We start from the raw sequence: 12,294 nt of genomic DNA on the forward strand, positions 1-12,294 counted from the left end.
GGGATCAACTCCTCTGGATGCGCTGGCGTGCAGGACACGCGTAGCGGCCGCCGCTGACCTCGCGCTTGATGTTCTGGTTGAAGAACTGGCCCATGGACGGTGCGCCCAGCAGGCGCTCAACCGTGTCGACCGGCACGCCGCAATAGCGGTCATGAGCGCCGTGCACTGCCACGACGAGGGCCTGCTGCGCCCGGTCGTAACAGACCCGATGGAGCACCGTGCTGCGGGTAATGTCGCGGCATTCGAATGTCTTGAGATCGACGAGGCGGTGTTCGCCGGTCTCGATCGTCTCGGGCACGATCGGCGCGACGGCGAGCTGTGCGAATAGAAGTGCCAGGGCCCCGACCACGATACCTGAAGCTCCGCGTGAACTTGATGACGAACTGGGAAGGCTGCCTCATCCGGCACTTGAAACAGGGAGAGATCATACGTCACTGGACAGATCGGGCATAGTCGCGCTAACCAGCGGAAAACCGAGCGACTTCAACACCTAATCAGACCTTCTTGATGAGTCAGATTGCTTGATGAGTAAGATTGATCCCACCGCACGGATCGCGGACGGCGCCGTGATCGGCGAGGGCACCGAGATCGGACCCTATTGCATCATCGGTGCGCATGTCGTGATCGGCAGTAACTGCAAGCTGATCGGACAGGTCACCGTCATCGGCCACACCTCGATCGGAGATGGCTGCGTGATCTCGCCGTTCGCGGTGCTGGGCGGCGCGCCCCAGGATCTCAGCTACAAGGGCGAGCCCACGAAGCTTGAGATCGGCTCGGGCTGCACCATCCGCGAAGGCGCGACCATGAATGTCGGCACCATCAAGGGCGGTGGCCTGACGCGCGTCGGCAACGACGGCTATTTCATGAACAACAGTCATGTCGGGCATGACTGCATGGTCGGCAACAACGTGATCTTCGCAACCTCGGCGACGCTCGGCGGCCATTGCGAGATCGGTGACGCCGTCTATATCGGCGGCCTGTCCGCAGTGCATCAGTTCACCCGCATCGGCCCCTATGTGATGGTTGGCGGTGTCTGCGGCGTGCGCGACGACGTCATCCCGTACGGGCTGGTCAACGGCCAATATGCGGTGCTTGAGAGCCTCAACCTGATCGGCATGAAGCGGCGCAAGTTCACCAAGCAGCGGCTTGCGACCGTGCGCGCGTTCTATCAGAAGCTCTTCCATGGCCCCGCTACCTTTGCCGAACGCCTGGAGGCGGCGCGGCCGCTCGCCGGTGAAGATCCGGCGATCGGTGAAATCCTCGACTTCATCGGCAAGGGCAAGCGCCCGCTCTGTCTTCCCGCCATCGCGAAGTGATGATGGGATGGCCCCGGGCATGACATCGGCGGCTTCGGAAATTTCATCGACGGTCGGCGTCGTCGCTGGCGGCGGCGCAATGCCGTTCGCTGTTGCCGAATCGCTCGCCGCCCGCGGCATCACGCCGGTGCTGTTTCCTCTTCGTGGCGCCTGTGACCCGGCACGGGTGGAGAAATTCCGTCATCGCTGGATCTCGGTCGGCCAGCTCGGCCGCGCCATGCGGCTGTTTCGCGAGGAGGGCTGCCGCGACCTGATCTTCATCGGCACGCTGGTACGGCCTTCGCTCTCGGAGGTCCGGGTCGACTTCACGACGCTCCGGCTGCTCGGCAATGTCATCCGCGCTTTCCGCGGCGGCGACGATCATTTGTTGTCCGGCGTCGGGCGCATTCTCGAGCAGGGCGGCTTTCGCATGGTCGGCATCAAGGATGTCGCGCCCGATCTCTTGATGCCCGAGGGCTGCATCAGCCGCGCCTGGCCGAGCGACACCGGCAAGACCGACATCGAGCGCGGGCGCGCGGTGCTGACCGCGCTCGGTCCGTTCGACATCGGCCAGGCCGCGGTCGTGATCGACGGCCATGTGGTGGCGGTCGAGGACATCGAGGGCACCGATGCGCTGCTCGCGCGCGTGGCGCGCCTGCGCGAAGAGGGCCGCATCCGCGCCGCCACCGGGCGGGGCGTGCTGGTGAAGGTCCCAAAGAGCGGGCAGGATCTGCGCTTCGACCTGCCGACGATCGGCCCGCGCACCCTCGAGGGCGTCGCCGCCGCAGGGCTGGCCGGGATCGCCGTCGTTGCCGGCAACACCATCGCCGCCGAGCCGGAGGCGATGATCGCGCTCGCCGACGCCAAATATCTCTTCGTCATCGGCCTGCCGGCGTGATGCAAGGCCGCGATCCCAAGCGCAAGATCTTCCTGATCGCCACGGAGGAATCCGGCGACCGGCTCGGCAGCGCCTTGATGAAGGTGCTGCGCCAGCGCCTCGGCGACGGCGTGCAGTTCGTGGGCGTCGGCGGCCACACCATGGCGCGCCAGGGGCTGGAGACGCTGTTTCCGATCGAGCAGCTCTCGATCGTGGGCTTCGCCGCGGTCGTGCAGCAACTGCCGAAGATCCTGCGGCTGATCCGCGAGACCGCGGAGGCCGTGACCGAAGCCGCGCCGGACGCGCTCGTCATCATCGACAGCCCCGACTTCACCCACCGTGTCGCCCGCCGCGTGCGGGCGCGCAATCCGGCGATCCCGATCGTCGACTACGTCTCGCCGCAGCTCTGGGCCTGGCGGCCGGGGCGGGCGCGGACCATGCTCGGCTATGTCGACCATGTGCTCGGCCTGTTGCCGTTCGAGCCGGAGGAATATCGCAAGCTCGGCGGTCCGCCATGCAGCTATGTCGGCCATCCCCTGATCGAGCAATTGCCCTCGTTGCGGCCGAACGCCGACGAGCGGGCGCGCCGCGACGGCGAGCCGCCGGTGTTGCTGGTATTGCCCGGCAGCCGCCGCAGCGAGATCAGGCACCATCTCGACGTGTTCGGCGCGACGCTCGGCCGATTGCAGACGGACGGCCGCGCGTTCGAACTGATGCTGCCGACCATGCCGCATCTCGAAGCCAGTATTCGCGAAGGCATCGCGAACTGGCCGGTCAAGCCTCAGATCGTGGTCGGCGAGAACGAGAAGCGCGCCGCCTTCCGCATCGCGCGCGCGGCCCTGGCAAAATCCGGCACGGTGACGCTGGAGCTCGCGCTGTCGGGCATCCCGATGGTGACGGCCTATCGCGTCGGCGCGATCGAAGCCTTCATCCTGCGCCGCGCGATCCGCGTCTCTTCGGTGATCCTCGCCAATCTCGTGATCGGCAAGGATGTCATCCCGGAGTTCCTGCAGGAAGACTGCACGCCGGAGAAGCTGGCGCCCGCGCTCTCGGAGCTTCTGACCGATTCACCACTGCGCCGGCAGCAGGTGGAAGCGTTCGCCCAGCTCGATACGATCATGTCGACCGGCAACAAATCGCCGAGCGTGCTCGCCGCCGACATCGTGCTGGCGACGATGCGAAAGGGCAGGCGGGCTAGCTAGGACGTGTACTCACAAGCGGCCCTAGTCCGCTTGGATCCAGCCATTCCAGCATTCAAACCCTCGCTATCCGATTTGGCAAAGAGGCGTTAATCCGAGCTTGAAGCCACATTAGAATTGAGGTCGGTGTCTCCTTGTGGCGCCAGGGCTGACCTGCCTCGCGCAGCCGGTCGAGGACTCGTGCCCCTGAACGGACATCGCGGATATCCAAATTCTTAATATCAATGGCGCTGCGGTAGCCCAGCAACTGAATGGGATGATGTCCTCGCAGTGGTTAATAGCTTCTCCTGGCCTCTCAGAGCGTCCAGCAGTTCGTCGGCCGAGAAGGGCTTGATCAGGACAGTGAGACCTTGCGCGGAGATCAATTTCATCGTTTGCGACCTGATGTCGCCCGTCATCACGACGGCCGGTAGGTTCAAGCCAAGGGCGACACGCAGGCTCTTAATGGTCTCGATGCCATCCGATGAGCCACGAAGGTTGTAGTCACACAGCAGTACATCCGGGCGCAGACCCTGCTCTTTGATCAGGGTCAAGGCTTCGCTCGCCGTTGCGATAACGGTGGCGTCAATCCCTCTTGCCTTCAACGATCTCTGCAGCGCCGATCGCAGGGACGCCTCGTCCTCTATCGCGAGAACGCTGCCCAGGAAGGCACCACTGCAAGGGGGCACCAGCGACGCCGCTTCTGGCGCATTGGCGCCGGATCGAGCGCGCGGAACCTCGATGAAAAACCGTGTGCCCCTCCCTGCGATAGAACGCACCTCGACCTTGTGATCCAGCATTTCTCCAAGCCGCCTTACGATCGCGAGGCCCAGCCCAAATCCGCCCCGTTCCGCGCCATCAGTCCCCTGATAGTACTCATCGAATATGTGCGGAAGTTGATCTTCGGTGATACCGATTCCGCTGTCCCACACTTCGATGCGAACCTTGTCACCGACTCGTCGGCATCCAAGCAAAATTTGTCCCCGGTCAGTGTATCGGACTGCATTTGATAAGAGGTTGCGGATCATCTCCGCAAGCATTCGGCTGTCGCTGCGGACGATGAGCCCGGAACGTGCAACGCGCAGTCGGAGTCCTCTTTCCTGCACAGACGCGGCGAAGTCTCTAGCGAGCGGCTCGAAAATTTCAACTAGAGAAAATTCACTCACGGATGGACGCAGTTTTCCGGATTCCAGCTTGTTCACATCGAGCAGGCTGGAGAGGATGCTGGTCATGGTATCCAGCGATTTCCGAATGTCAGCGACAAGATTGTGCGCTTCACCGCTTGAATGGAGCGATTCAAGCGCTGCCTGCAGAAGCTTCAGGGTCTGCAATGGCTGGCGCATGTCATGGCTTGCCGCAGCAAGAAAGCTCGATTTGGCGCGATCGGCTAATTCTGCCGCTTCTAAAGCGCCCTGCAATCGGGACTCCCTTTCCAGAATGGCGTGATGGTGAAGCCTCCGCTCGCTAAACAGGGCAGCAAGAACAAGAGCACCTAATGTGATCGCCAGAATGGTAGCTTGAGCAGTCAGCACGCGATCTTCGATCGACAGACGTGCGTCCCCGAAAATGCCGATGGTGAAGATTGTCGTCCAGACGACCGTAGTCGAGCATAAGAACGTGGCAATCGCCGTGAACGCTGAACGAAGGCGAGCCGCGATCCAGAGCAGAAGTGGACAAAGTGCGCTGACCGCCAGCACCGCAGTCCAGGGCTCATTGCGCAAGAAAGCCAGCAGCGCGCATATGAGAGACACCACGCCGAGCGCAAGAACGCCCTCCGCAACTTCCCCCCGCGGCGGGGGAGCGCGCGCTAGCGACGCCAGGCCAATTGCGAGCGGCGTCACCGCAATCGTCCCTGTTGCGGCAGATGAAACCCAGTGAAGCCAGATCACCGCCGGGGACGCAGCCGACCCGTGAAACAGCGCAAATACTGCCGTACCACCAAGGCCGGAAAGGCTCGCTGCAATACCGGTCGCGGCAAATAGCGCAAGTACGCTGCGCAGTTCATTCAACTCGAATGGAGATCCACAAAAGCGGTGGATCAGGCCCGCGATGATGACGACTTCACCGGAGTTCGTGACAGCAAAGAACAACGAACTCCAGATGTTGCGATCGCCTAGCAGGTTAGCCGCAATCGTTGCAGCGACCACTCCGAGCACGACAGGCAGCTGTGCCGCAGGACCAAGCGCGATCAAAATCCCCGAAGCCACCCCCCCCGCTGGCCAGAATAGGGCAACACCATCGGCCGGGTCCAGCAATGCAAGGCTCAGCCGCGCGGTGAGAAAATAGGCGAGTGCCACTGCGAATGTCAAAAGAACGTCTGCGCCGCTTGCGAGCGGGCGGCGAGCCACCATCTGTTTTGCGGTAATCCCCAATGCCTTCCACCACTCGTCTGGGCCCATATCCCTGACGCGCAAAGCCTTCCGGGGCCGCCGCGACGTCGCCAACTCGGCGGCTCTAGCGAGTATAGGCCAGATTTCCGCTCAAGCCATCATGTTGTCTTGCATTAGTCTTCCTGTGGCCCAACTCGGACCCAAGGTGAGATACGCCAACCCGACTGCTATCGGATACGGAGCGGACCTCTATGAGGGAGCTCGGGTGTGTCAGTACACGCTCTAGCCGAGACCAGCGTCGACCTGAAAACATTGGCGCGTGATGCGCTGGCTCTCATCGGAGGCGAGGAACAGCGCCATGTTGGCGATGTCGTCGGGCGTTACCGCGTCGGGAATGGCCTGGCGGGTGCGCAGTTCGGCGATCGCCTGGTCGTCCGGATACCACAGCCGGCGCTGACGCTCCGTGATCACCATCCCCGGCGCTATCGCGTTGACCCGGATGCGGTCGGGCCCGAGCGACCGGGCCAGGGAGTTGGTGAAGCCGACGATCGCGGCCTTTGCCGCGGCGTAGACCGGCAGCCCTGGCGCGCCGCGCATCCAGGCAATCGACGACATGTTGATGATCGAACCGCCGCCTCGGGCCTGCATCTGTGGCACCACCGCTTGCGCGGCAAAGAATACGTGCTTGAGGTTGACGCCGATCATCCAGTCGAACTCGGCCGGGGTGACCTCGCCCAGCACCTGACGCTGATCATTGGCGGCGTTGTTGACGAGGACCGCGGCATCGCCAAGCGATCCGTGCACCTGCGCCATGGCGCCGCGCAAGGCGTCGATGTCGAGGAGGTCGCACGGCACGAACAAGGGTACGGTCCCGGCCGCGGCCTTCACTTCCGCGACCAGCGCACGGCCGGCTGCTTCATCGAGATCCAGGAACGCGACGCGCGCTCCTTGCGCCGCGAACGCCCGCACGAAGGCGGCACCGATGCCGCTGGCGCCACCGGTGATCAACACCACGCGATCCCTAAGACCGGCATAGCTCGTTCTTGTCATGCGATCAGTCGCTCCGTCTCGGGGTCGAACAGGCAGATGCGGCGGGTGTCGAGCGCGAACGGGGCGGCGGCGCCCGGTGTGGGGCGGATATCCGGCGTGATGCGCGCCAGCGCAGGCTCGCCGCCAAGCCGCAGCAGCACGATCGTTTCGGCTCCCGTCGGCTCGACCATCTCCACCGGCGCGTTGACGACGACGGGCGGATCGGCGGAAAATACGCGGCTGCCCTCGGCGATGCATTCCGGCCTGATCCCGACCACCACGTCTCGGCCGACAAAGGGGGCCGCCGCATCATATTGGCCAAGGCGGAGGCGGACCTCGTCCGGCCGTCCCGCGCCGATCACGACCACCGGCCCGCTGGCGTCAGCCTCCAGCCGTGCCGGCATCGTGTTCATCGGCGGCGAACCCATGAAACGGGCCACGAACAGATTGGCGGGATAGCGATACACGGTGTCCGGATCGGCAAACTGCTGCACCACGCCTCGATGCATCACGGCGATGCGCGTCGCCATCGTCATCGCCTCGATCTGGTCGTGGGTGACATAGACGATGGTGGCGCCGATGCGCTGGTGCAGACGCTTGATTTCCATTCGCATCTCGACACGCAGCTTGGCGTCGAGGTTGGAGAGCGGCTCGTCGAACAGGAAGAGCAGGGGATCGCGCACCAGCGCCCGGCCCATCGCCACACGCTGGCGCTGGCCGCCGGAGAGCTGCGACGGCTTGCGGCCGAGTAGCGGCTCGATCTGGAGCAGCCTTGCCACATTCGCCAGCGCCTTTTCCTGCTCCGCCTTCGCTACGTGGCGGCATTCCATGCCGAAGGTGATGTTCTGGCGCACCGTCATCGACGGATAGAGCGCGTAGGACTGGAACACCATGGCGATGTCGCGGTCCTTCGGCGGAATGTCGTTGACGACACGTCCGCCGATTTCCACGGTGCCTGAGCTCGGGAGGTCGAGCCCGGCGATGATGTTGAGCAGCGTAGACTTGCCGCAGCCGGATGGGCCGACGAGCACGGTGAATTCACCGCTCTCGATGTCGAGATCGATGCCCTTCAGCACCTCCAGATTGGCGTAACGCTTGGACAGGGCGCGAATGCTTAGGGCTGCCATGACGATCCGATCATTTCACGGCGCCGGCGGTGAGGCCGCGCACGAAATACTTGCCGCCGATCAGATAGATCAGCAGGGTTGGCAGGGCGGCGATCATCACCGCCGCGCTTTGCACGCCATGCTGCGGGATGTCGGCAACGGCGGCCGATAGCGCGATCAGTGCGGCGGTGACCGGCTGCTGCTGACCGGTCGTGAATGTCACGCCGTAGAGAAACTCGTTCCAGATATGCGTGAACTGCCAGATCACGGTGACGACCAGAATAGGCGGCGAGAGCGGCAGGATGATGCGCCAGAAAATGCGAAAGAACCCAGCGCCATCGATGCGCGCAGCTCTTATCAAATCCTGCGGGATGGCAGTGTAGTAGTTTCGGCAGAACAAGACGGTAAAGGAGAGTCCCTGGATCGTGTGGATCACGACCAGGCCCGTGAGCGTGTTCATCAGGCCCGTATCGCGCAACACGATGGTCCAGGGAAGCAAGCGCATCTGCTGGGGAAGGAAGAGGCCAAGAGTCACGATGCCGTAGATCCAGCTATCGCCGCGAAAACGCCAGAGCGAAATGGCGTAACCGGCGACAGCACCGAGCAGGGTGGAGAAGATCGTCGCGGGAATCGTGACCAGCGCGGAGTTCAGCATGTACGGCCGGATGCCGGCGCAGGTCTCGGCGACGCAGAAACCGCTCCAGGCCGCGGCGTAGTTGCTCCATGCCCATTGCTTCGGCCAGCCGATCATCGAGGCCTGCGCGATCTCCTCGTTGGTGCGGAGCGAGTTCAGCACGACAACGGCCAATGGCGCGAGCCATGCCGCAGCGATCAGCGACACCACGAAATAGATCAGAATCCGGCCTGGCGCGATGGTTCGCTCACGCATGGATCGCCCGCCGCCGCTGGACATAACGCCACGCTGCATAGGGCAGCAGAACCGCGAGAAGAATGAGCAACATGAGCACCGCCGCCGCCGCTCCCCGTCCGAGCAGGCTCCGCTGGAACATGAGGTCGTAGACGACGAGGGCCGGCAGCTGGGTGGCGATCCCGGGACCGCCGTTGGTGAGCGCGCGGACGAGGTCGAAGGTCGAAATCGCGAACTGCAGCTGGATGACGATGACGGTGATGGTGATCGGCCAAAGGGTCGGCAGGATGACCCGCCGGTACATTCGGATCGGTCCGGCGCCGTCGATTTGCGCGGCCTTGATCAGGTCGGCGTCGACGGAGCGGAGGCCGGCCAGGAACAGCGCCATGGCAAAACCGGAAGATTGCCAGATCGCGGCGATGACAATGGTCCAAATGGCCATGTCGCGGTCGATCAGCCAGTCGAACCGGAAGGTGGTCCAACCTAGGTCGCGAACCAGCTTCTGGATCCCGAGGCCGGGATTGAGCAACCAACTCCAGACCGTGCCGGTGACCACGAATGACACCGCCAGAGGATAGAGGAAGATCGACCGCAGCAGGTTCTCGCCGCGAATACGCTGATCGAGCAGGATCGCAAGAATGAGACCGGTCGCCAGGCTCAGTAATACGAAGGCGCTGCCAAACAGCAGCAGATTGTCCAAGGCAATCTGCCAGTTCCGCGATGCTGCAACCGAAGAATAGTTACGCAAACCGACCCAGCCCGAGACCGGGACCAGAGTGGACGGCGTGAACGATATCCAGATCGTCCACAGCGTAAACGCAATGAGATGCGCGGCGGACAGCAGCAGCGGCACCCAGATCGTCAAATATTCGGGCAGCCGGCGTACCCAGTCAGGGGCCGCCGGCCGGCGCGGTGTTGTCGAGACGGCGATGGTCAACGTGAGCTCTCGACGGCCTCGGCGAGGCGTATGGCCGCTTGCTCCGGCTTGATCGTCTTGTTCTTCACGTACTCCGTGATCACGTCGATCATCGCTGCGGTCATGCCGTTTTCCTGCGCCATGTTGTGCGCAAGACTGAGGACGGCCTGATTGCTGGCGATCGCGTCTTTGAGGGCTGCTGCGGTCCGCCGTTGACCGTCCGACCAGCCTTCGCCCGACAGATCGACATCGGTGCGCACGGGGATCGATCCCGTGATCTGCGAATACATGGTCTGGATCGCAGGATCCATGACGAGCTGGGCCATCAGCGTCTGGCCGGCCTGCAGGTCGGGCTCCTTCCGCTGCCAGAATATGAAGGCATCGGCATTCAACAGGAAGACCGGCTTGCTGTTGTCGCTCGGGCCGGGAGCGATCATGAAGTCCTCGAACTTGAAGCCGGCGTTGCGCAAGACGCCCTGGGCCCACCCGCCCATGATCATCATGCCCATGTCGCCCTCGACAAAGCGCTTCAGGTTGGTCGAAAAGTGCTGGGCGCCGACGTTGGGGTCCATCCAGTCGGCAATCTTGCGGACCTGGACGAAGGCAGCCTTTATCTCGGGGCCCTCCAGGGCCTTCTTGTCGAGATTCATGATGGCTGCGCGGTATGCGGCGGGACTGATGCCTGCCAAAGCGGCCTCGAATTTCTGGCCGTCGTCCGGGCGGGTGCCACCGTTGGCGATGGGATAGGGGACTCCGCCTGCTTTCATCTTCTCAGCGAGGTCGTTGAACTCAGCCCATGTGACGGGGACCTTGTCAGCCTTGGCCTTGTCCATCGCGCGTTTGGAAAGAAACAGCATGTTGGTGCTGTAGATCTGCAACGGCAGTGCAATCCACTTGCCTCCCGGTTTGTGCAATTTTGCAAGGTCAGGCGCGACAACCTTTTCGTAGCCGGCGGCAGCGACGACGGCATCGAGATCGACGGTTGGGGCAATCTTCGACCAGGCCGCGATCTCGGGGCCCTTGAGCTGCGAGCAGGCCGGTGGGTCGCCGGCCATGATCTGGGCACGCAGCTTGTTCATCATCTCGGTGGTGAAGCCGGGGACGGGCGAGTGCTGCCAAACCCCGCCTTTCTCTTCGAACTTCTTGCCGAGCGCCGTGATGGCGGCCCCATCGCTGCCTGCGGACCATTGCGAGATCGCAGTCAGACGCGGCTTGATCGCGCCTTGCGCGCGGGCAAATGCCGGCAGCGCAAGGGCAGCAGCGGATCCGGCGAGCAGTTGGCGCCTTGTTGTGGTGATCGGCATGGCAAGTTCCTCCCGGTGTGAACTCTTTCGCGCGAGAGCCGCGCGGCATCAGGTGTCTCAGGCGGCCTCGATCGATGCGCCCGGCATGCCGCCGCGGCAAGCGAGGCAGAAAGCCGCGAATGCCAGCGCCGCCCGCGGATCGTTGCCATTCGACGGCGGTACGAAAGCGAGCGACACTTGCGCGTGATTGCGGCCGCCCAACAGACAGGCGTCGATCCCCTCGACGAGCGCGCTGCGATCGTCCTCGGCGAGGAGCGACGGCCAGCCGCTGATCGCGACGCCCTTGCATGGCTTCACGTTCAGCGTGTTGCCGATCGCAAGTCCAAGCCGGAACAGCCGCTGGCGCAATTCCTGCCGCACGCGCGACGAGAGCGGTATCGCGGTCACCCATTCGCTGCCGAGTTGAAGCAACTCGGCTTCCGCGACGCCAAGAAGCTCGGCCAGGGCGGGAAGCGACGTATAGGCCTCGACGCAGCCATGATGACCACAGCGGCAAATTGGTCCGTCGGCTTCGAACACCATGTGGCCGAGCTCGACCGGCTGGAGGGCATCGTCCTCGACCGGATCATCCATCCAGGTGCCCGCAACGCCCTGGCCGACGAAGACGAAGAGATGTGCGCCGCTGAAGGGATAATTCTCCGTGCGGCAGCGGTGAAAGATGGCGTGCGCGACGACCGAATTGGTGAACTCGACCGGCACCCCGGCAAACGCCTCGCCGAACATCTCGTTGATACGCCCGATGTCGCAGGGAATGATCGGATTGCTTGGCGCGCCCAGCCGGCTGAGACCCGGAATGGAGACACCGATCTGTGCGAGGGGGATGCGTCGGCGCCGCGTCCACTCGCGCAGCAATGTCATCGCCTCGCGAAACGCCTGGCCTACGGCCGCGACGGTCGGCGTCTTCGGCAGCGGCACATGCCCGGTATAGCGCAGCTCATCCGACAGGCCCCCGACGCCGACGCTGAGCCGCTGGGTGGTCAGCTCAAACGCCGCGAGCGCCACCGCTTTATCGAGCGACACGAGGCCGGTCGGGCCACCGACGTAAGGGGCAGGGCGCCGGACTTCTTCGATCAGGCCTTCGGCCTTCAGGTCGAACAGGATGCGCGACAGGCTCGCTTCCGACAGGCGCACGGTCTTGGCCAGCGGCGGGCGAAACGACCCGCCTGACTGAAGCAGATGAGTCAAAATGGCAGCACGCGTCTGCCGCCGACTTCTCGGCTGCTCCGGCATTTCCATCCCTGTCGGCATTCTTACTTAGTGTAAGAATGCGCGCGGAGCATTTCGGCTGTCAAGCGATCGCCGACGCATTGCGCCGACTTGTTGTTGTGCGCGGCAGCAAGATTGTGTCGGCGCAAAACAAAAACGGCGCCATCCGGAGATGGCGCCGCTTC

Annotated in this window: 11 protein-coding genes; 3 read left to right on the forward strand and 8 right to left on the reverse strand. The window is 63.6% G+C overall.

From position 1 onward, the window contains the following. Positions 1–4: 4 nt before the first annotated feature. The gene (locus ABIB91_RS17465; RefSeq protein ID WP_354164206.1) at positions 5–349 is read right to left on the reverse strand and encodes a KTSC domain-containing protein; all 345 of its coding nucleotides are present in this window, start codon (positions 347–349) and stop codon (positions 5–7) included. Between the two features lie 175 nt (positions 350–524). On the opposite strand from ABIB91_RS17465, the gene lpxA reads away from it, so the two are divergent. The 3 genes from lpxA to lpxB are packed head-to-tail and all read left to right on the forward strand — an operon-like array spanning position 525 to position 3,374. Next, complete coding sequence (gene lpxA, locus ABIB91_RS17470; RefSeq protein ID WP_354164209.1) at positions 525–1,316, forward strand: acyl-ACP--UDP-N-acetylglucosamine O-acyltransferase; 792 nt, start codon at positions 525–527, stop codon at positions 1,314–1,316. Positions 1,317–1,335: 19 nt separating this feature from the next. Beyond that, positions 1,336–2,193 carry an LpxI family protein gene (locus tag ABIB91_RS17475; RefSeq protein ID WP_354164212.1) on the forward strand — a complete coding sequence of 286 codons (858 nt, stop codon included), beginning with the start codon at positions 1,336–1,338 and terminating at the stop codon, positions 2,191–2,193. Next, positions 2,190–3,374 carry a lipid-A-disaccharide synthase gene (gene lpxB / locus ABIB91_RS17480; protein ID WP_354164215.1) on the forward strand — a complete coding sequence of 395 codons (1,185 nt, stop codon included), beginning with the start codon at positions 2,190–2,192 and terminating at the stop codon, positions 3,372–3,374. Before ABIB91_RS17475 ends, lpxB begins: the two co-directional genes overlap by 4 nt. A gap of 218 nt (positions 3,375–3,592) precedes the next feature. On the opposite strand, the gene ABIB91_RS17485 is transcribed toward lpxB, so the two are convergent. The 7 genes from ABIB91_RS17485 to ABIB91_RS17515 all read right to left on the reverse strand — a co-directional run bounded on the left by ABIB91_RS17485 (position 3,593) and on the right by ABIB91_RS17515 (position 12,139). Beyond that, on the reverse strand, positions 3,593–5,722 hold the full coding sequence (locus tag ABIB91_RS17485; protein WP_198288288.1) for a sensor histidine kinase: 2,130 nt from the start codon (positions 5,720–5,722) through the stop codon (positions 3,593–3,595). 240 nt (positions 5,723–5,962) lie between these two features. Continuing rightward, entirely contained in the window at positions 5,963–6,730 is a 768-nt protein-coding gene (locus ABIB91_RS17490; RefSeq protein ID WP_354164218.1) for an SDR family NAD(P)-dependent oxidoreductase, read from the reverse strand. After that, positions 6,727–7,836 carry an ABC transporter ATP-binding protein gene (locus ABIB91_RS17495; RefSeq protein ID WP_219682189.1) on the reverse strand — a complete coding sequence of 370 codons (1,110 nt, stop codon included), beginning with the start codon at positions 7,834–7,836 and terminating at the stop codon, positions 6,727–6,729. Before ABIB91_RS17495 ends, ABIB91_RS17490 begins: the two co-directional genes overlap by 4 nt. A gap of 10 nt (positions 7,837–7,846) precedes the next feature. Next, the gene (locus ABIB91_RS17500; protein ID WP_354164221.1) at positions 7,847–8,704 is read right to left on the reverse strand and encodes a carbohydrate ABC transporter permease; all 858 of its coding nucleotides are present in this window, start codon (positions 8,702–8,704) and stop codon (positions 7,847–7,849) included. Beyond that, positions 8,697–9,620, reverse strand: coding sequence for a carbohydrate ABC transporter permease (locus ABIB91_RS17505; protein WP_354164224.1), 924 nt, complete (start codon positions 9,618–9,620; stop codon positions 8,697–8,699). The genes ABIB91_RS17500 and ABIB91_RS17505 overlap by 8 nt, the downstream gene beginning before the upstream one ends. Next, on the reverse strand, positions 9,617–10,903 hold the full coding sequence (locus ABIB91_RS17510) for an ABC transporter substrate-binding protein (RefSeq protein WP_354164227.1): 1,287 nt from the start codon (positions 10,901–10,903) through the stop codon (positions 9,617–9,619). Before ABIB91_RS17510 ends, ABIB91_RS17505 begins: the two co-directional genes overlap by 4 nt. A 57-nt stretch (positions 10,904–10,960) precedes the next feature. Then, a complete protein-coding gene (locus tag ABIB91_RS17515; protein ID WP_354164326.1) occupies positions 10,961–12,139 on the reverse strand; it encodes an ROK family transcriptional regulator in 1,179 nt (392 codons plus the stop codon). Between the last annotated feature and the right edge of the window lie 155 nt (positions 12,140–12,294).

It is taken from the genome of Bradyrhizobium sp. JR4.3 (genome assembly GCF_040547695.1).
Taxonomy (GTDB): domain Bacteria; phylum Pseudomonadota; class Alphaproteobacteria; order Rhizobiales; family Xanthobacteraceae; genus Bradyrhizobium; species Bradyrhizobium canariense.